At 38.1% G+C, this 20,108-nt stretch carries 15 protein-coding genes; 2 read left to right on the top strand and 13 right to left on the bottom strand.

The annotated features are described in order from the left end of the window. Positions 1–59: 59 nt before the first annotated feature. The 4 genes from mrcB to EU510_RS15110 form a co-directional block, all read right to left on the bottom strand. Positions 60–2,402, bottom strand: a complete 2,343-nt coding sequence (gene mrcB / locus EU510_RS15125) for a penicillin-binding protein 1B (RefSeq protein WP_149594179.1) — start codon at positions 2,400–2,402, stop codon at positions 60–62. Positions 2,403–2,552: 150 nt separating this feature from the next. After that, positions 2,553–3,782, bottom strand: coding sequence for an ammonium transporter (locus EU510_RS15120; RefSeq protein ID WP_149594178.1), 1,230 nt, complete (start codon positions 3,780–3,782; stop codon positions 2,553–2,555). A gap of 9 nt (positions 3,783–3,791) precedes the next feature. Continuing rightward, entirely contained in the window at positions 3,792–4,130 is a 339-nt protein-coding gene (locus EU510_RS15115; RefSeq protein WP_004587162.1) for a P-II family nitrogen regulator, read from the bottom strand. A gap of 234 nt (positions 4,131–4,364) precedes the next feature. Then, positions 4,365–5,588, bottom strand: coding sequence for a response regulator (locus EU510_RS15110; RefSeq protein ID WP_149594177.1), 1,224 nt, complete (start codon positions 5,586–5,588; stop codon positions 4,365–4,367). A 366-nt stretch (positions 5,589–5,954) separates the two neighbouring features. Between EU510_RS15110 and EU510_RS15105 the strand changes: the two genes are divergently transcribed. Continuing rightward, positions 5,955–7,472 carry a S10 family peptidase gene (locus tag EU510_RS15105; protein WP_149594176.1) on the top strand — a complete coding sequence of 506 codons (1,518 nt, stop codon included), beginning with the start codon at positions 5,955–5,957 and terminating at the stop codon, positions 7,470–7,472. A gap of 39 nt (positions 7,473–7,511) precedes the next feature. Here the strand turns inward: EU510_RS15105 and EU510_RS15100 are convergent, their stop codons facing one another. From EU510_RS15100 to EU510_RS15085, 4 genes are all read right to left on the bottom strand, one after another. After that, positions 7,512–9,743 (bottom strand): ATP-binding protein, encoded by a 2,232-nt coding sequence (locus EU510_RS15100; protein ID WP_149594175.1) that lies wholly within the window; start codon positions 9,741–9,743, stop codon positions 7,512–7,514. Then, positions 9,730–10,539, bottom strand: a complete 810-nt coding sequence (locus tag EU510_RS15095; protein WP_149594174.1) for a phosphate/phosphite/phosphonate ABC transporter substrate-binding protein — start codon at positions 10,537–10,539, stop codon at positions 9,730–9,732. Before EU510_RS15095 ends, EU510_RS15100 begins: the two co-directional genes overlap by 14 nt. Before the next feature lie 87 nt (positions 10,540–10,626). Further along, a complete protein-coding gene (locus EU510_RS15090; RefSeq protein WP_149594173.1) occupies positions 10,627–11,292 on the bottom strand; it encodes an START domain-containing protein in 666 nt (221 codons plus the stop codon). Beyond that, positions 11,293–12,816, bottom strand: coding sequence for a CYTH and CHAD domain-containing protein (locus tag EU510_RS15085; RefSeq protein WP_149594172.1), 1,524 nt, complete (start codon positions 12,814–12,816; stop codon positions 11,293–11,295). It lies immediately after the preceding gene. 307 nt (positions 12,817–13,123) lie between these two features. On the opposite strand from EU510_RS15085, the gene EU510_RS15080 reads away from it, so the two are divergent. Next, positions 13,124–13,729: a TIGR04211 family SH3 domain-containing protein gene (locus EU510_RS15080; RefSeq protein ID WP_149594171.1), complete on the top strand. Its 606-nt coding sequence runs from the start codon at positions 13,124–13,126 to the stop codon at positions 13,727–13,729. Positions 13,730–13,760: 31 nt separating this feature from the next. Here EU510_RS15080 and EU510_RS15075 read toward each other — a convergent pair whose 3' ends face one another. The 5 genes from EU510_RS15075 to EU510_RS15055 all read right to left on the bottom strand — a co-directional run bounded on the left by EU510_RS15075 (position 13,761) and on the right by EU510_RS15055 (position 19,715). Further along, complete coding sequence (locus EU510_RS15075) at positions 13,761–14,822, bottom strand: DUF21 domain-containing protein (RefSeq protein ID WP_149594170.1); 1,062 nt, start codon at positions 14,820–14,822, stop codon at positions 13,761–13,763. 55 nt (positions 14,823–14,877) lie between these two features. Beyond that, a complete protein-coding gene (locus EU510_RS15070) occupies positions 14,878–16,230 on the bottom strand; it encodes a magnesium transporter (RefSeq protein WP_149594169.1) in 1,353 nt (450 codons plus the stop codon). A gap of 312 nt (positions 16,231–16,542) precedes the next feature. Beyond that, on the bottom strand, positions 16,543–17,292 hold the full coding sequence (locus tag EU510_RS15065) for an RIO1 family regulatory kinase/ATPase (protein ID WP_149594168.1): 750 nt from the start codon (positions 17,290–17,292) through the stop codon (positions 16,543–16,545). 133 nt (positions 17,293–17,425) lie between these two features. Further along, on the bottom strand, positions 17,426–17,941 hold the full coding sequence (locus EU510_RS15060; RefSeq protein WP_262501238.1) for a MarR family winged helix-turn-helix transcriptional regulator: 516 nt from the start codon (positions 17,939–17,941) through the stop codon (positions 17,426–17,428). Between the two features lie 106 nt (positions 17,942–18,047). Beyond that, a complete protein-coding gene (locus EU510_RS15055; RefSeq protein ID WP_149594167.1) occupies positions 18,048–19,715 on the bottom strand; it encodes a methyl-accepting chemotaxis protein in 1,668 nt (555 codons plus the stop codon). Between the last annotated feature and the right edge of the window lie 393 nt (positions 19,716–20,108).

The following is a 20,108-nucleotide window of genomic DNA, read 5'->3' as shown; positions in this document are numbered from 1 at the left end:
ACTACAACTCACAACAAAGCCGCTAAATAAGCGGCTTTGTTGTTTAAAGTAATCTTAAATTAACGTATACACTGTGGTCTTGGCTCAAACTCACTCGCTCTAAGTGGTAGCTGAATCACCTTGCCACATCCTGGTGGTGCCTGCTTACCCGTTTGCTCATTTACAAATGCCCAGCGTATTGATGGTGGACGAGTATCAGCTATTGCTTGTGGGTTGAGTGGCTTTAAGTAACGAATATACGCTTCTAATGCGCCTACACTGCCTGTTAAGCCCGTGCTTTTGTTGTCATCTCGGCCAAGCCACGCAACAGTCACTGTATTTTGATCAAAACCTGCAAACCAGCTATCACGTGAATCATTACTAGTGCCTGTTTTACCTGCTAGTTGGATTGATGGGAAGTGTAAATTTAAGCGTTTAGCAGTGCCGTCTTTCGTTACGCGCTTCATTGCATATTTAGTCATATACATTGCTGACTTGTCAAAACGAGGCTCTGCATTTACTTCATGCTTATAAAGTACTTTACCAACTGAGTCGGTTAAGGCCGAAATTGCAGTAAGCTTTTTATATTCGCCATCTGCAGCAATTGTTGTATAAAGCTGAGCAACTTCAAAACTCGACATTTCAACAGCCCCTAAAAGCAACGATGGGTATTCATCTATCGCCCCTGTGGCACCTAAACCTTTTAGTGTGTTAACTACCTTATCAACACCTACATCGAGGCCTAAATTCACTGCTGGAATATTAATACTGTTACTAAATGCTTTATACAAAGGAATTGCACCACGGTATTGATGATCAAAGTTCTCTGGTTGCCACACTTTACCTTGCTCGTTTGTAACCTGTACTGGTGAGTCATCAAGCAGTGTAGCTAAATTATAATGCGGTAATTGCAGTGCAGTTAAATACACGGCAGGCTTTACCAGCGAGCCGATATTACGCTTTGTATCTAAAACACGGTTAAACCCTGAGTAACGAACATCGCGCCCTGCAACAAGTGCAGATACACCGCCCTTTTCTACGTTAACAGAGATCATGGCCGCTTCTAGTTTTTCGGTTCTAGGGCGGTTTTCCAAATACGGTAAGCTCTTTTCAATCGACTCTTCCATTGCTGTTTGCTTTTGCAAGTCAAAATAAGTAAATACTCTTACGCCTGCATCAAGTGTTTGCTGATCAGGTAATAATTTATTTAACTCTCTGTTTACTAGCTCTAAATAGCCTGGGTATGATTTTTGTAAACTGGCCTTCATTGGCGCAATATCAATTGGGCGATCAAGCGATGCACGGTACTCTTTTGTGCTAAGTAACTTGTTTTCGACCATTAGACGAAGCACTAAGTCTCGGCGCTCCATTGTGCGCTCTTTATAACGACGTGGGTTGTAATAAGATGGGCCTTTAACCATTGCCACCAGCAGAGCAATTTGATCGTACTCAAGCTCGTCTACAGGCTTTGAAAAGTAAAAATCAGAAGCAAGCCCCATACCATGAATGCCTTGGTTGTATGACTGCCCTAGGTATACTTCATTTAAGTAAGCTTCTAATATCTGATCTTTTGAGTAGCGATAATCTAAAATAAGAGCAATAAAGGCTTCATTTATTTTTCGTACTAGAGAACGCTCTCGCGTGAGGTAAATATTTTTAGCTAATTGCTGAGTAAGTGTACTGCCACCTTGAACGGTGCGTCCCGCTTTAATATTTGAATAAAGCGCACGTAAAATAGAAAATACCGACACACCATGATGCTCATAAAAATCACGGTCTTCAACCACCAGTAGCGTATCTTTAAGCATGGCTGGAAACTTATCTAGCGGTACAAATTCTCTATCTTGTTTAGAGTCGTTACCAATTCGCGCTATTTGCACAGGTTCTAGGCGAGCAGAGTTTACACGCCTGCCGAACTTATCTTTAATGGTCGCAACTTTTTGCCCTGCAAAACGAAGTTCAATAATATGTGATTCTTCAAGACCATCATAAAATTCAAAATCACGGCGATAAATTTTGATGCTATCTGCTGTTTTAACAAACTGCCCTGTTCTGCTTAATCTATTAACAGATGAATAATGTAAACGCTCTAACTCAAACACAACTTCTTGGCTAGATAAAAATTGCCCCGGATAAAACTCCATAGAACGAGCATACACTTGTGCTGGAAGTTGCCATTTATTACCTTCAAATATACGTGTTGTTTTTGAATCTAGGTAAATGAAATACATTGCCATTGCAATAAAAACAGCCAAGCTGAATTTCCAAAACACTGACCATGTTTTTCTCATAAAAGAGCGTTTGGCAGTGGGCTTCACTGTTTTTTTACTGCCCTTTGATGTGCTTTTTTTTGTCGTGCTTGACGATTTACTTGCACGTTTAGCTGCGGGTTTGCTGGTAGGTGTTTTTTTATTGTCGGCCATTTAAGTGTAATTTATTCCAAGGGTTATTCACGAGTGTGAGCTTAGCATATTGGGCATACCCTAACATCCGAAAAGTTAACCCCCCCTGAAACAAAAAAAGCCCTACCGAAGTAGGGCTTTGTGTAAACACACTATTATTTAAATAAACTATTAGCTATTTCGAACAGAAACAAACTCTGGGTAGGCTTCAATACCACAATCGTGTTGATCCATACCGTTTAGTTCTTCCTCTTCAGTTACTCGTATACCCATTGTTTTGTTAAGCACTGTCCAAACAATAAATGATGCTACAAATACAAAGGCAAGAATACAAAGTAGGCCAATTAACTGATTAACAAAGCTTGCATCACCATTGGTTAGCGGTACTAACATAATACCTAATGCACCACACACACCGTGTACAGAGATAGCACCTACTGGATCGTCAATCTTAACTTTATCAAGTGCTATAATGCTAAACACAACTAATGAGCCACCAAGTAAACCTAGTAAACATGCCATTAATGGAGAAGGTGAAAGTGGGTCAGCAGTAATTACAACTAAACCTGCTAATGCACCGTTTAATACCATGGTTAAATCTGATTTGCCCCAAAGTACCTTACATACAAACAGTGCAGCAATAGCACCCATTGCAGCAGCTGCATTAGTATTAAGTAATATTTGACCTACCGCTGTTGCGTTTTCTTTATCCGAAAGTAGTAATTGAGACCCCCCGTTAAAGCCAAACCAACCCATCCATAAAATAAATGTACCTAGTGTAGCAAGTGGTAAGTTTGAACCTGGAATTGGGTATATTTCACCGTTTTTACCATATTTGCCTTTACGAGCACCTAGGATTAATACACCTGCTAGTGCAGCAGCTGCACCTGCGCCATGTACAATTGCAGAACCTGCAAAATCTACAAAGCCCATTTCAGATAAGAAACCACCACCCCATGTCCAGTAACCTTCAATAGGGTAAATAAAACCAGTTAGTACTACAGCAAAGCCAAGGAAAGCCCATAGCTTCATGCGCTCAGCAACAGCACCCGATACAATCGACATAGCCGTTGCAACAAATACTACTTGGAAGAAAAAGTCAGATTCTAAAGAATGGTCAGCATCAGCAGCTTGTGTGCCAATTAAAGCGCCTATTGAAGGAATAAAACCACCTTCGGCATTGTCTACATACATAATGTTGTAGCCAACTAATAAAAACATCGTACATGCAATTGAATACAGCGCGACATTTTTAGTTAAAATTTCAGCTGTGTTTTTAGAGCGAACTAAGCCCGCTTCTAACATGGCAAAACCTGCTGCCATCCACATTACTAATATACCTGATATTAAAAAATAGAAGGTATCGAGTGAAAATTTTAGTTCTATTATTGTATTTTCCATGAGACCCCCTTAAATTGCTTCTTCGTCAAGTTCGCCAGTACGGATACGAACAATTTGATCTAAGTCGTATACGAAAATTTTACCATCACCAATTTTACCAGTTGATGCAATTTTAGTGATTGCTTCAACAACGCGTTGACAATTTTCAGTACGCGTTGCAATTTCAAGTTTGATCTTAGGAATAAAATCTACTTGGTATTCTGCACCACGATATAACTCAGTATGACCTCGTTGACGTCCAAAACCTTTAACATCAACTACTGTCATCCCCTCAATTCCTAAATCAGCGAGTGCTTCACGCACGTCGTCTAATTTAAATGGTTTTATGATTGCACTAATCATTTTCATAGCGGCCCCCTCGGACTCTTTATTGTTATCCTGTTGGGTTAAACAATCCAACCTTTGTGCCACTATTTTTATATTTTTTAAAACAATAAGTTAGTGCAAAACAGAAACTAAAAAACAAAAAAAACGCACCAATCAGGTGCGTTAATTTAACAAGTTATCTACATTGGTGCGTGCAATATGTTAATTGCATGCTTAGCTTTATATTAATTGCATGCTTAGCTTTATATAACAAAGCTATACCACGCAGTTTCTACCTTGGTTTTTAGCTTCGTATAATGCTTTGTCAGCAACACGCATTGCCTGCGTTAAGCTAGTGTCTTGAAAGTCTGCTAAGCCTATACTCGTGGTAATTTTAATTGATTTATCGCTTATAGAAAAATCGTAACTAGCCAGCTTTTTTCTAAATGCTTCAAAGTATTCTCGACCACGTTCAAGCTCTATCTCTGGTAATATTATGGCAAACTCCTCTCCGCCAACCCGTGCAACCGTAAACTTTGAGAATGTAGATCGTATTAATGAGCCAACCTGTTTTAAAGCCTGATCGCCGCCTTCATGACCGAACGTATCATTAATATTTTTAAAAAAATCGATATCAAGTAACGCTAGAGTGTTTTTCTGATTTTTACTTTTAAGAAGCTTTTCTGCATATTGATAAAAATAGCGTCGGTTATGAAGCCCTGTTAAATGATCCCTATGTGCACTTTCCTTAATATCTGAGATTAACGACAGCTGCTCCATTGTTTGAAGTACTCGACAATGAAACTCCTCATTCATAAATGGCTTTGTTAAAAAGTCATTAGCGCCATATTTAATAAATCGTGCAGATAGCCCATGTTTTCCAGCGCCCGATAAACCAATAATTGCTAAATCGTCTCGGCCTCTAAAATTACGCACCGCTTTAACCAGCTCAAAGCCATCCATAGAGGGCATAGCGTAATCAGTCATTAGTAGCTTTATATCAGGATTAGTTTTTAATATTTCGAGTGCTTGTTGGCCGTCGTGGGCATCTGTTACATCGAACAATTGCTTTTCAAGCATTTGTTTCATTAACGAGCGACTCAACATGGAATCATCAGCTATTAATGCCTTACAGCCTTGGTTTCTTAGTAATTGCGCAACGAGTTTTACAGCGTAGTGGTAAGAATCACGGTTATCTTTAATAACATAATCAACAACACCTAATTCAAGCATTTGTTGGCGCTTGTATTCATCTATTTTTGAAGTTAAAACAACCGTAGGAATTTTTTTAGATAAAGTATATTTTGCAACTTCACCGTGCGGAGCATCGGGTAGAGTTAGATCGACTAACGCAAGCGTATAATCGTGCTTTTCTACATAGGTTGCGCATTCAGCTAAAGACCAGGCAAAATCAATTGCTACATCAAGGTATTGTGCAGTTAAGTGGCGAAGTACCTGCTGCACTACTTTACTGTCTTCAACCACTAATACTCTTTGCATAAAGCTTCTCTTTACCTTTAATTAATTTAGTAACAAAACAATAAATACAACGCTATTGCGGTAATAGCGTTTGTCTATAAACATCCGATGTAGAGTGCACTGATGTGCTTGAAAGCGTAATCCATTAGATTTTATTAGTGATAGCTTGTATATAAAATCAATACAAGTAGGGCCGCAATATACCTGAATTTTATAATTAACTAAATAAAGAAACTAAATTCAAAATAACTATAAAAGTGATAAATGCGCGTCTTTAAGCGCATTTATATTTTACTTAACTAGTATTATCGGCAACTAGTCTCAATACTTTTGTTATTTAACTCATTAATGTCTTTAATGGTGTATCAAAAATAATAAGGACACCTAATGAAGCTTAGTCGTATTATCAGTTTACCGATAACCGTTATCGCATTAATAATTAGTACAAGCACGCTTGCCGATAACCAACGTCGTATTGATGTAGACAGCAAAGTAGTTACTCAACATAAGGCTAAAATTAATGGCCAGCGTTTTAGTTATACCGTAGCTACAGGCACACAACCTGTATGGGATGATAAAGGCGACGCGGTTGCTACACTACAATACACCTACTACACACGCGACAAAGTTGACGACAGAACAACTCGCCCATTACTTATTTCATTTAATGGCGGGCCAGGTTCGGCTTCTGTATGGATGCATCTTGCTTATACTGGCCCTCGCGTATTAAAAATTGATGACGAAGGCTATCCAATTCAACCTTATGGCGTAAAAGACAATCCATATTCTATACTTGATATTGCCGATATTGTTTACGTAAACCCGGTAAATACTGGCTATTCTCGCGTACTTGAAAACGAAAAAGGCGAACTTCCTTCTAAAGCAAAACAAAAAGAGTTATTTTTTGGTGTTAATGCCGATATTAAATACCTTGCTGAGTGGCTAAATACCTTTGTAAATAGAACAGAGCGCTGGCGCTCGCCTAAATTTTTAATTGGTGAAAGCTACGGTACAACACGTGTATCGGGTCTTGCTCATGAGCTTCAAAACAGTCAGTGGATGTACATAAACGGTGTTGTTCTCGTATCACCTACCGATATTGGTATTAAGCGCGACGGTCCGATTAAGGCCGCTAACCGCCTACCTTACTTTGCAGCGACTGCTTGGTATCACAAAGCACTTAAAGCCGACTTACAAGCTAAAGATCTTGATGAGTTATTACCTGAAGTTGAAGAGTTTACTGTAAATGAGTTAATTCCAGCGCTTGCTAAAGGTGGTTTTATTAACGCTGATGAAAAACGTCGCATAATTACAAAGATGGCGCACTACGCAGGCTTATCAGAAAAATTTGTTGAGCAAAATAACTTAGATGTTCCAACTCAATTTTTCTGGAAAGAGCTACTACGTGAACGTGGTCAAACTGTGGGTCGCTTAGATTCTCGTTATTTAGGAATGGATAAACGCGACGCGGGTGAATCTCCTGACTACTGGGCTGAACTTACCTCTTGGTTACACTCTTTTACCCCTGCAATTAATCATTATTTGCGTGAAGAGCTAAACTATAAAACAGACGTAAAATATAATTTATTTGGTAATGTTCATCCGTGGGATAGAACCGGTAACAATACGGGCGAAAACCTGCGTTTAGCAATGGCGCAAAATCCTTACCTAAACGTGATGATTCAATCAGGATACTTTGATGGCGCAACCAATTACTTTGACGCTAAATATACGTTATGGCAATTAGATCCAAGCGGTAAGATGAAAGATCGTTTGAGCTTTAAAGGCTACAGAAGTGGACACATGATGTACCTTCGCCATGCTGACTTAGAAAGCTCTAACAACGATTTACGTGACTTTATACAGCACGCTTTACCTAAAGAAGGACAAGCGGCTAAATATTAAAGCATTGATAAATAAAAATGGCTCTTTATGAGCCATTTTTTATGTGCGTTTTTCATATCTTAAGCAGTAACTTTTAAGCTGAGTAACAACATCGTTAAAGCAGGTCTCTAGACTTTGCATTTCATTGTTATCAATAGATTCATTTTCTGCATGCGTTTCAATCTGCTGACTTATATCAGCCAGTTTAATAGCCCCTACCGATTTTGACGACGACTTTAATGCATGTGCCTGAAAAGCTAAATCAACATAGTTTTTGCTTTTGGCATACGCATTAGCCAATTTAATTTGCTCCCCTGCTGTTTGTAAAAACGCATTAAATACCATGCAGTGGACTGCTGGGTCATCACCAAGCATTGCTTTTAGCAGCGTAATATCGAGTTGGTCAAAACTATCTGAAGTTATACTTTCAGCATCTGGCTTTTCTGAGCATGTATTAACTATTGTTTGCGAGTGCTCCATTAATAACGACTTTAATTTAACAAGCTCAATGGGTTTGGTTAAAAAGCCGTTCATTCCGCAACTATAACAATTATCTATATTGTTTTTGGTAATGTTGGCAGTAATTGCAATTATGATAAGTTTATCAAAACGGGTGTTTTCGCGTATTTTTTTAGCTAACCCTAACCCATCAAGTAAAGGCATTTGAATATCGGTTAGTAAAATATCAAAGTATTTATTTTGCAGAGTTTCCCAAGCTTGTTCCCCATTACTTACAAAAGTAGAACATACTCCAAGCATGGTTAATTGCTGTTTTAACACTTGCTGATTTGTAACCTGATCCTCTGCCACTAAAACCTCAAGCGTAGGAAGAGTGACTGTATCTAAACTTTGCTGTGCTATGTGAGGAGCTTGCACTTGTGCTGGCAAGCCAGCTTCATCAAAGCTGTTAAAGTTTAGTGTAAAACAAGAGCCTTTGTGCTGCTCACTTTGTGCATTTAAAGAGCCCTGCATCCGCTCTACCAGTTGCTTAGTTATTACTAAACCAATACCTGTACCATTTACCTTACTGGTTTCAGCTCCTAAACGGTCAAAGGGTTTAAATAAACGAGAAATATCATCTGGAGCAAATCCACACCCTGTATCTATTACATCTATTTCGCACTGTTTATTACTTAATACCCGGCAATTAATATTAATACTGCCGTTTGGTTTGTTGTATTTTATCGCATTTGAAAGCAAGTTAAGCATTACTTGTTTAAAGCGGCGCTGGTCAATATAAACCCTTAGCCCTTCTAAGGACTCAAGCCCTTGTGATTTCAGCGTTATTGATTGCCCTTTAATAAGCTCTGTTACGAGCTCTACAGACTCCTCTAATACGCTTTTAATGGGCACATAAGAAAAACTAAACTGCATATTACCCGACTCAATAGCCGTTAAATCAAGTACATCGTCTATAAGTAATAATAGATGTTCCCCGGCTTGATAAATGCTTTTCGCGTTTTCTTTTTGTACCTTGTTTGCACTTTCATCATATCCATACAGCTGGGCTAAGCCCAAAATTGCATTTAATGGGGTTCTTAATTCGTGGCTCATACTGGCCATAAAGTCTGATTTAGCTTTACTTGCCGACTCTGCTTGAATACGTAATACATTCAATTTTTGATGGTTATGAGCAACCTCATCAACCATATTATTAAATGCACTTATTACACTGCCCACTTCGTTTTGTTGCTGTTTATCTATATGGCAATCAAAGTCGCCTTTTGCTAAGCGTGAAAACCCCTGTTTTAGCGTCCTCAAAGGCGATGTAACCCTGTAATCCACCAGCCAAGCTAAACCCATAAAAACGATAACTAAAATAATAAATTGTATATATATTAAGGTGTAATGAAGTTTTGAAGATTCCTTTATTTCATTAGTAAAGTTAACTACCAAACTAATATTAGCCAACGGCTTATCTAAAAAAATCACTTGCTGAGATAACAACATATCGCCGTTTTCATTTGCTCCAGCCCAATTATCAAGTGGGTAGAGCTGGTTTTTTGAATCAATATCAACAACTTTAATATTTTTCCAATTAGGCCGAGTTTGTAACTGGCTGTCTATTTCTTCATACAATTCTGCATACTGCCTAGTTAATAACGGAGTCGTTATAGAAGTCGATAACTGCGCTAAAGAGCGTTGAGCAGCCTTCGACAAGTCATCGTTTACCCACCTGGCTTGCTCTGGCAGTGCATAGAACATAAAAAGACAGGCCATAAGCAAGCCACATATCAATACAACAATAAAGCTTTGCGCCCTTAAGCTACGGAACCCTCTAATTTTCAACATAAAATGAACGCAGCCCCCATTGTGTTAGCTGCTGATATTCAGCTAAATTTGCAATACTAGGGTTAATAATTGGGATACCTGCAAGTAAATGTTTATGCTCTGAGCTTTGCCCTATATCTAAAATAGCTTGCTGTACTTTTAACTGTATTGCAGCATCAACCTTTGGGTGGGCGACAATTGGGTGGCGACTAATTTCACGCGTTTTATAGAGAATTTTTAGTTTGTTTTGTAAGCTTTCTGGTTGTTGTTTAAATGTGCCCATTACACCACCCCCCGCCATTGTTGAGTGCAGTGCTACATTTAAATATACCGATGGATGAGTTTGGACATATACAGGCTTTATTGTTAGCCCGTATAACAATGCTAAATCAGCTCTCATTAATAATGACGCACCTAATGCGTTAGGCGCAGGGAATGCTATTTCAGCGCCCTCTAGTTGGCTTAAATTATCAATACCACTGTCTTTATTTACTACCAAAATCCCCTGCAGCTTTCGCCCTGCATCTTTTATTAGTGGTAAATATCCCTGTTTTTCGTACGCTACAACACTATGCCATGGGTTCATGTATGCAAAGTCGTACTCACCGTTAGCAAAGGCTTTTTCAAATACAGGAATAGACTCAACTGTAATTAGCTTTATTGTTACTCCTGTTTGCTTACTTACTTGCTTTAACAAAGGTTGCCAAATAGTATTTAGCTTTTGCGGCTCGTATTGCGGCACTACACCAAAGGTATATTCTTGAGCTAATAAGAATGAGCTGTGTATCAAACATAAGATAGCCACTAAATACTTCATCAATTCTCCAAATAATAGCGTGTCATTATTACTTAAGCGTAGTTAAAGACTACTCAACACACCATTAAATTATTATATATTCGATATTTAGCATTGACCTGCTTTGATTAAAGGTAGTTTTGGAGTGTATTTTTTATGTGTAAGCATATGGTGCAAATTCATAAATGTGTTGTAAGTACTTTTCAATCCGACCTTATTACTTAGCCAAGTAGGTATTGCCCCATCAGGCAAAGCATATACTTGGTATTCAATATCAAGGCGGCCTTTGTTCTCACTGAGTAGCCAGCGTGCATTTAAAGTAGTAATTCTTATAACACCATCATTTTGGGGCAGCTCATTAGGGCGAGCATTAATAAGCAATTGGCTCTTATTTACAGTTAACTGTGAATAGCAAGAATGAGTAATGCTATCTCTATCTCTAACAGGCCAAGGAGAATTAAAATAACTGTACACTAAATTTTCTGATGGGCTTATGTGCTTAATAACCTTTACCTGAGATACATTTTCGAGCCATTGGGGTGCAGCATCGGTATCGCTAAGTAACTCTAAAAACTCATTGGTGGATACATCTTTCACGCTCATCTGTGCTTTTACTTCAAAGGTATTATCACTGTGGCTTTGATAATACACACTTACGCCATTTTTGTTTTTATACAAATGCCATGTTGGCTCAGCGTAAGTGTTAAAACTAACTAATAAAAGAATAACGAATAAACACTTTTGCAACTGAATTTTATTACAAAAGTGCATCATTTATTTTTGCCAGTAAGGTTCTATGTCCAATGAAGCCAAACGGCTTTGCTCCATGGCACTCACCAAATATTCAGACTTTTGCTCTAGCCATGATTGGATTTTAGCAAGCTGCTCATCTTCTTGCCCTGCACATAACTGCTTTAAATACTCAAGCGTGCTTAACTCATAAATACCATGAGAAATATCAAGCCATGGTAGTCTAAACTCTAGGCGTTCTTCTTTATCAAATAACGATCCTAAACAGTTACCACTCAGTAAACTATTTTCAAGTTGAGTGCGCAGGTTTAAATACGACGCAACATCGAGAGTTTGCTCTTTTGGAAGTAATTCGTGCAGGTTTTTCCAGTCTTTATTAAAAAGCCTATTGGCAATAGATGACACATTTTGCTCAGCTGCTTGAAGCTCTGTTTGCCCCCAATATTTACGCCACTGTTTATCTATTAACCACGTAGTTAACGACAGTAACAAACGATTATAACGTGCGCTGTGAAACAGTGCATTTATATCGTCAATGCTTGGCTGTAACTCTTTTAAGTCTCCAATGACTTGAGCAAGTGCTGGAGCCGCATTAATTTTTTTATAAAAAGCATGGCGTTTAGACGTGTACGTTTTTAATTGAATCGCGTTTTCTACCCACGCTAATTCACTTAATAACCATTTAAGTTCGGTACGTAAATGCTCTGTACTTTCTTTAGATACTATATCGTCGTATAACCAAAAAGTATGGCGGATTAAACTGATGCCGTCAGTTACGCGTTTAAGTGTTTTTAAACTTGGCTTATCGAAATAGCATTGCTCGTGCTTTTGTACAAAGCGAATGCCAAAGTTCATGGCTTCAACTAAAGCACGCTCTTGAGTAGTCGACTTTGGTAATTGTACAAAACCAATAGATTTGCTTGGCATTAAAGGCTTTTCATCAGCAAGTCGATAACCACGTGCGGCCTTAGAATACAAACCTAAGCGAATGCAGTTTTGACTAACTAGTATATCTGCAAATGCAAACAGCTCATTACGACTACCCTCAACAAGCTCAATTTCTAGCTCGCTAATAATTTCAATTTTACCCGAAGCCGCAATTTCACCTTTATCGAGTACGACTTCAATTTTAGCGCCACTTTCGGTTTCAATTAACCAAGTACGACGAATAAAGTTAGTACTAAATATTGGATACAGGTTTTTTGAGATGGCGCTTATTTGCATGCCATGAGGCCAAATATCAGCATCAAACGCCATTAAATTAGGGCGGCTTGATTCAATTGGTAAATTGTACTCTGGACGTTGGTGTAAACCACCTACCACTTCACCTGCAAGCTTTATAGTTTGCTCGCATTCGCTGTCAGAACAACGCGTTCTAAAGCCTATATCAAGCGCTCTAAGCTCTCTGCTGGGCGTATCGTAGTATGCATTTTGTAAGCTGCGAGACGGTTTATTCTTCACCGTTTTTGCAAATTGAGTAATTAACGAGGGGATCAGTGGAATAACGGCATCTGATACCAAAAATTTCAGTTCTATCTCAGTATCCATTCGGTTTGCGGATTACCTTTAAAATAAATAAGTGCTCAAAATAAACAAAGCGCCTTAACAATGCAAATTTTTTAACCTTATTTTAGGGCCTGATGACCTTTGCGGATTAAAATTCGTTCTATCTAGGAGCAATTTAAACGCGGCGTGAGGTTTGTAACCTAGTGGACTCGATAACTACTCCTGCGTTACCGTACTGGGTTACAATATCAGTCTTGCTATTGATCTATTTAATCCATACTATCTAGCTACTTATGTGAAATAAAAATCACGTTCATAACGGACGCAGTTAGATCAACAAGGTAGATAAATGCTAAAACATTGTTTATTAGGGCTACTTTTAACAGCCACCACATTCATGAGTTATGCACAAGAAGCACAACCTGCAAATTCAACGGATGCAAACACCGCTTATATTATCGATAATCTATACACTTTTATGCGCTCTGGGGCGAGTAAAAATTATCGACTACTCGGCTCTGTAGATGCTGGAACAAAGTTAACCTTGTTATCAAATGAAGAAAACGGCTTTATAAAAATTAAAGATGATAAAGACCGCGAAGGCTGGATAGAAACTAAGTTTATTACTAAAACAGCTGGCTTACACCAACAGTACAAAACACTAAGTAGCGAAATGAGCACTATGCAAGAAAAGCTACGTCAAGCTCAAATAGAACTTCCACAGCTACAAGAACAAAACCAAACTTTAACAGATCAAAATCTGCAGTTATCTGCTCAAATCACTAAGCTTAAAACAACGCTAGAGCAAGAGCGCACTCAAAAAGAAGCTGCTAGCTCAAAAGAGAAACGCCAGCTACTTACTTACGGTGGTGCTATTGCGTTTTTAGGCCTGTTTTTAGGTATTATATTAACAATAGTGCTGTCACGTCGTAAGCGCTACGAAGGTTGGGCGTAAAGCTCCATCCAACTAAATACAAAAAGCCGCTTTATAGCGGCTTTTTATTCTCTGTATTTTCATGCAGTTCGAGTTTTGGTGCACTCATACCTTTGAGTAACCGACCAAATATATCAGCGCCGGTAATAATGCGTTTCACGTCGCTCCACACTAATACTACATCGTGATCAATGGCCCCATCAAACGATTTATCTAAAGAATGATTAGCCCGTATTTTTAAAATCACTTCACTCAAACGCATCGCTTCGTCAGCAACAATTATAGGTCTGTGACAATAATGATAAGGGTCAAACGTATCTGGCTCAAATAACGCTGATCTTAAAAAGCCATCAGCATCTACCACTAATAAAGGCCAACCGTCTTCATTGGTAATGATCACCCAGTTATAACCTGACTTATGTAGTTTTCGTAAAAACTCATTATCAGTCGTTAATGTAAAGTCTGGGAAAATAGGCAAATCAAGCTTAGTAGGCAAAGCAATAATAGAGTCTGGATCAATTACCTCACCCTCCTTGGTTACGCTTATTTCATCCAAACTAAAAAAGTTAAGCGCGCCTATTCCCTCAACGTGTTGAACATCAGCTTCTTCTGCTTCTATGTGTTTGCGAATAATACCTCTGAGCTCACTTTCAGCAAAGTACGTAATCCCCTCTTTACCCAACCATGCATCGAGAATTAGAGCAGTCGGCTTAGCAACTACATAAAACAGAATCTGATAAAACTTAATTAACGGCGAAAGTAAGCTCGCCATTTTTAACGCATTACGCGAAAAATAAGCCTGCGGTGTTATTTCACCAATAATAGTAATTGCGATAGTTGAGAATAAAAACGAACTTGCGCCCATTAATACCGAATCAGAAAGTAGTGTAAGTAGTACGTTAATACCTACGTTGCCCCACAAAATAGTCGATAGTAAAAAGTTAGAGTCGTTTCGAAGTGCCATCACTTTTATAGCTGCTTCGTTGCCTTTTGCACTTTCCATTTCAAGCTGAAGCCTACTTAGTGAAAAAAACGCTAAGTTTAAGCCCGAAAATATTGCCGATTGTGAAATACACAAAGCAATTGCGCACCAAATCATGACTTCAAAGGTCATTGTATTTTCCTGTTAGTAATACCAATTCACTTAATTAAACGAATTAGCATAAGGCTTATAAAAGCAATAAACTGCCTAAACCTAAAAAGGTAACAAACCCAACAATATCGGTAACGGTAGTTAAAATTACCGAACCAGATAACGCAGGATCAATTTTCATTTTGTCTAAAATAGACGGAATAACAACACCTGCTAGTGACGCGGCCACTAAATTCAATAATATGGCTACCGTAATCGTAATGCTAAGCATTAAGTCGTTAAACCATAAAAAGGTAAGTAACCCAATTACAAACGCCCATACCAAGCCGTTAACAGCGCCAACACGTAGCTCTTTTTTAAGCAAAGCGCTACGGTTTGAATCTGTAACCTGTCCAAGCGCCAAACCTCGCACAATAACGGTTAATGTTTGACTACCTGCAATACCGCCCATAGAAGCGACCACTGGCATTAATACAGCTAGTGCTACAACTTGTTCTATCGTTGCGCCAAATAAACCGATAAACCACGACGCCAAAAAGGCAGTAGCTAAATTAATACCTAACCATATGCCACGGTTTTTAGCACTTTTTCGCACACTGGCGAACAGGTCTTCGTCTTCACGTAAACCACCTGCTTTAGCGGCTGCTTCATCAGCAATTTCTTGTCGTAATTCGTACGCTGATGCAATGGTTAATCGCCCAAGTAATTTGTTATCAGCATTAACCACTGGCAGTGCCATTTTTTCACTGTGGATCACCACTTCTGCCGCTTCATATAAATCATCATCAGCATGGAGCAATGAAAAGTCATGATTTGCCAATGTCATTAAGTTATCGGTGTCGCTGGCTTTTATTAAATCATTTACCGCAACCTCACCTATTAAACTACCCTTGCGGCTTACTAAATAAATAACTTCACTATATTGCGGTAAACCTTTATGCAGCAATCTTTTAGCACCACCAGCTGTTAGCTTTTCTGATACTTTTAAAAAATCAAAACCTAACCAGTGACCAATTTGTTCTGGCGGGTATTGCTGCGCTAAATCATATTGTTTGGTTTGCGCTTCATCTAGTTGCTTTTTTGCATACTCAACAAATCGCTCTGGTATAACTTCTTCAAGTTCTAGCAGTTCTTCTACATTTACTTCGTCAAGAAGCTTAAATGCATCAACGTCATCAAGTGTTTGCAATAACCATAAACAGCTGTCTTCACTTAAATTAACAAAAATTTCGTGTTGCGTGTCTTCATCAAGTAACTGCCAAATTTCAAGTCGTTGTTCTTTTGGTATCGCCTCAAAAAGTAATGACAGGTGCTCTGTTGAAAGCGTTAACTGCGCATCTGCTAATAATTTATTTTTGCGTTCTGTTGTATCGCATTGCAATAAATCATTTATGAGCTGTGGGAGTTGGTCTACCGGATACTCAATCATTTTAAAACCTTAAAATTTAAAAGCGCACATTATTTATAGTCTACTTGAACAATAAAAAATTACAGAAAAACGTGAACTTATTAAGCATGCGCAGGCTATTTTTGCGCATTGTATGGGCAAACTAAATGCAGTACTAATATTTATTTTAAAAAATTAAAAAAACAGTAAAAGGAATTGTTTTTGAGCGATTAAACAACAAGTAAGCAAACCAAAGGGATTACTTAAAATAAAAAAATCCCATATTAGCTAGGCTAATATGGGCAAAATCACACAATGAATTAGGTGTTTTTAAATTACGGTTTATGCTTGAAATTAAAGTCTATCAGTAATATTTCGTACCAAGTCAGAATCTACAAATTGAGTAATAAGTGCAGCGCCCCACGCATAGCCACGTTGTATTGGGTAACCTTTAAAAATCCAGCGTTTACGCACGTGATTAAAGCGCTCTAAATAGTCTTGCTTTTTTTGTGGCAGAGGTTGCTCACCCAATTTATTCCATGCTTTATATACACCTGACATGTCAGACCCTCGCATAAAGCGTTGCAACCAACGTGGAAAACGAGAAAAGCTAATAGTGGACTGAAAATCTATAAAATAAGGTTTACCGTCTGCGCCGCATAAAATATTACCCATATTACGCAAGTCTAAATGCACGATGCCTTTGCGATGCATTTTTGCTACTTGACGCTCAAGCTCACTAAAAAAGTTAACAGGTAGTGTTTTGTCTTCATGAATTAAAGCGCGCAGTGGCGTGCCTTCAATATAGTTATAAGCAACCGCTATAGGCGACAATCTACAAAAGCGGTTAGCAACTGCATCAAGCTCAGCTAAGCGGCTCAACCCTTTATACTCTTGATTTACCGACATACGTGCAAATGTTTTGCGGATAAACCACGGACTTTGGCTAAAATCTTTAACAATTAAATCAAATTCATTATCTTTATATCGATACACAATCGCGTTAGCAAAACGTCCCTTATGGACAACACTTAAGTGTTGTTGCATAAAAGTATGTTCTGGATATTGCTGCTGTAATTGTACTAACAAATTATTTTCAATCATAACAAACCTAACAAGATGATAACTTTAATTGCCTAGGCAACTATATTATCAAAGTTAGATTCTGCGCACAATCAGATCAACTAATTAGCACGCTAACTTTCTATTGAAACAGTATCGCTATTTTATTGATAATCTACTTTTGAGGCGAGTCTGGCAGTAAATCAAGATTATTTATAGCTTTGAATAGTAAGTCGATTATTTGGTTTTTTTCTGGCTCTGAAAAACCATTTAATGCTTGCGCATAGACTTCGTTCACTACAGGCATAATTTCAGGACAAAGCGCTTTACCTTTTTCACTTAAACACAAAATAGTTGAGCGCTTATCAAACTCACATTGCGTTTTAATAATGAGTCCTTTTTCTTCAAGTCTGTTTAGTAAGCGGCTCATAGCGCCACGGTCATAAACCATATACTCGCAGAGTCCTGCAAGCGTATTAACCGACTCTCTCGCAAGTAGTACAACCACAATATATTGCGCTGAAGTTAAGTCCATAGGGAGTAACTTGGCATCAACATGAATGGCTAATCTCGAACGTAAAAAAGAGACTAAACGCCCCAAATCTTGTTCTGGCGCTAACTCTTCTCGAGTACAACGTTTAATTGATGGCATGTTTTGCATGGTTATTTCACTGTATAGGTATATTTGCATGCTGATAGACCTTAACGCATACGAAAAATTCAATAATTTTTACAAAAAATCGCCCACAAAAATAAAGCCGCTATTAGCGGCTTTTAGTGTAGAGCTTCAAGCTTTGTTAAATTTTAAACTGACCAACAAGCTGGCCTAAGTTTTCACCACGCGCAGCCAAATGCTGACCTACTGTAGAGGTGGTTTTGCTTGAAATAGTCAACTCATTAACTATTTCTTGAATGGCAAACACATTACGGTTTATTTCTTCTGTAACGCTACTTTGCTCCAGCGCTGCTGTTGCGATTTGCGTACTCATGTCGTTAATTGATCTAACTGAGCTTGTTACCGCGCCTAAACTTTCTGAAATAGCACGAGACGAATCAACAGAGCGATTACAACTATTTTGACTCGCTTGCATTGCAGCAACTGCATCTGATACTAAATTATGTAGCTCACTCAACATTTCGCTAATCTCTAGTGTGCTAACTTGAGTACGACTTGCTAGGCTTCTTACTTCATCAGCAACAACAGCAAACCCTCTGCCTTGCTCACCTGCTCGCGCAGCTTCTATTGCAGCATTAAGTGCAAGTAAATTTGTTTGCTCAGCAATTCCACCAATTACACTTAGTACGCTATTAATCTTTTTAGATTGATCACTGAGTGAATCAACTTGTTCAGCAGCTAGGTTAATTTCTCCCATTAAGTTTGACACTTCACTGAGTGAAATATCAACACACTCTTGCGCTTTAGCAACTTCTTGCGTTGCCGCTTGGGTTGACTCTGCCACTTGGTTTGTATTTTGAGCCACCTCATGAGAAGTAGCTGACATTTCGGTAATTGCTGTCGCGACTAAGTCTGTTTCGTGATTATGATTAAGTAGTTTGTCTTCAATTAATCGTGTTTGTGTATTTATATCACCAGAAGCTGTTTTTACATCGTGTGTTACATCAACCACATTAGCAATAATGCCATGTAACTTACTTACAAACATATTAAATGCTTCGCCAAGTTGGCCTATTTCATCGTTAGTATCAATGTCTAAACGTTTAGTTAAATCGCCCTCACCTTTGGCAATATCGTCAAGGCTTTGCGCCATACGCTGTATTGGTTTTACCATTGTATTTGCGGCAATTAACGCACATATAATTGTTAAAACAACCCAAAATAAAGCAATTAATAATAAGGTCATTACTTTATCATTCATGTGTTCTTGCATTGTCGTTTGGTATTTAACTAATTCGGCGTCTATATCATCCATATATGCACCAGTGCCAATCATCCAGTTTGTGCCGGGGATCATTGCTGCGTAGCCCATTTTCTCAACTAGACCTGTGGTATTTGGTTTTTGAAAATGATAGTTAAAAGCCCCGCTGCCTTTTTTTGCTTGCTCCAGTAAACCCACTATAATTTTTTTACCGTTAGGGTCAGTCATCCCTATTTTATTTTGCCCTTCAATAGCATCACCTAATAATGCATGAAAAACACTAACGCCATTTGTATCATATATAAAAAAATAACCACCTTGGCCAAACGTTAAGTCTCTTAAAGCGTTTTTAGCATCCTGCTCAGAGCCATTTTCTAATTGATAGCGAACAATTTTGCTAGCAATTTCAATTTCGGTACTTAATAACGTTTGCTTGTCACTTATCAGCTTAGTTTGAAATGATTCAAAATTTTGTTGCTGATTTTTATTCTCTAAATAATAAGAGCTCAGCATTAAGCTAATCAAAAGTAGCATTAGGGGCAAAATAGCTAATAACAACAGTTTGTTTTTCAAGCTTAAATTACTCATTGTTTCTCCAGAGTGTATAAATGCATATATAGGACAATAGCCAAAATTAAATTTCGAATGTTTACATTGTTTTGTTGGATTTAAAGCAAAGTAAATAAAAACAAGGTTGGTGGGAGTAAACTCATACCATTGTTCAATTGGCAGATATTATAGTTGCAAGGTAGGTATTTTGACACTAAAAACACTGAGACCTTCGTATTAATTAATGTATAATTTCCCACCCTCTCATAATAGATTTAAAATTCTAATGACAGGATTGATCTAAACTTAATTTGATGGCGTATTAAAGCGGCTAATTAATCCCTATGTAATGAGTTTGCGCATTACCCATGTTAGTATAGATTTTAGGTTCATATAAATAATGAATATACACATAAACGTTTTATTAACATA

It is taken from the genome of Pseudoalteromonas sp. FUC4 (assembly GCF_008370255.1).
Taxonomy (GTDB): Bacteria; Pseudomonadota; Gammaproteobacteria; order Enterobacterales; family Alteromonadaceae; genus Pseudoalteromonas.
This window is presented reverse-complemented; position numbering and strand designations above follow the sequence as displayed.

What these genes read in the sequence shown, in the direction of transcription:
- mrcB (WP_149594179.1), bottom strand. Translation starts at nt 2,402, where the DNA reads ATGGCCGACAATAAAAAAACACCTACCAGCAAACCCGCAGCTAAACGT.
- EU510_RS15120 (WP_149594178.1), bottom strand. Translation starts at nt 3,782, where the DNA reads ATGGAAAATACAATAATAGAACTAAAATTTTCACTCGATACCTTCTAT.
- EU510_RS15115 (WP_004587162.1), bottom strand. Translation starts at nt 4,130, where the DNA reads ATGAAAATGATTAGTGCAATCATAAAACCATTTAAATTAGACGACGTG.
- EU510_RS15110 (WP_149594177.1), bottom strand. Translation starts at nt 5,588, where the DNA reads ATGCAAAGAGTATTAGTGGTTGAAGACAGTAAAGTAGTGCAGCAGGTA.
- EU510_RS15105 (WP_149594176.1), top strand. Translation starts at nt 5,955, where the DNA reads ATGAAGCTTAGTCGTATTATCAGTTTACCGATAACCGTTATCGCATTA.
- EU510_RS15100 (WP_149594175.1), bottom strand. Translation starts at nt 9,743, where the DNA reads ATGTTGAAAATTAGAGGGTTCCGTAGCTTAAGGGCGCAAAGCTTTATT.
- EU510_RS15095 (WP_149594174.1), bottom strand. Translation starts at nt 10,539, where the DNA reads ATGAAGTATTTAGTGGCTATCTTATGTTTGATACACAGCTCATTCTTA.
- EU510_RS15090 (WP_149594173.1), bottom strand. Translation starts at nt 11,292, where the DNA reads ATGATGCACTTTTGTAATAAAATTCAGTTGCAAAAGTGTTTATTCGTT.
- EU510_RS15085 (WP_149594172.1), bottom strand. Translation starts at nt 12,816, where the DNA reads ATGGATACTGAGATAGAACTGAAATTTTTGGTATCAGATGCCGTTATT.
- EU510_RS15080 (WP_149594171.1), top strand. Translation starts at nt 13,124, where the DNA reads ATGCTAAAACATTGTTTATTAGGGCTACTTTTAACAGCCACCACATTC.
- EU510_RS15075 (WP_149594170.1), bottom strand. Translation starts at nt 14,822, where the DNA reads ATGACCTTTGAAGTCATGATTTGGTGCGCAATTGCTTTGTGTATTTCA.
- EU510_RS15070 (WP_149594169.1), bottom strand. Translation starts at nt 16,230, where the DNA reads ATGATTGAGTATCCGGTAGACCAACTCCCACAGCTCATAAATGATTTA.
- EU510_RS15065 (WP_149594168.1), bottom strand. Translation starts at nt 17,292, where the DNA reads ATGATTGAAAATAATTTGTTAGTACAATTACAGCAGCAATATCCAGAA.
- EU510_RS15060 (WP_262501238.1), bottom strand. Translation starts at nt 17,941, where the DNA reads ATGCAAATATACCTATACAGTGAAATAACCATGCAAAACATGCCATCA.
- EU510_RS15055 (WP_149594167.1), bottom strand. Translation starts at nt 19,715, where the DNA reads ATGAGTAATTTAAGCTTGAAAAACAAACTGTTGTTATTAGCTATTTTG.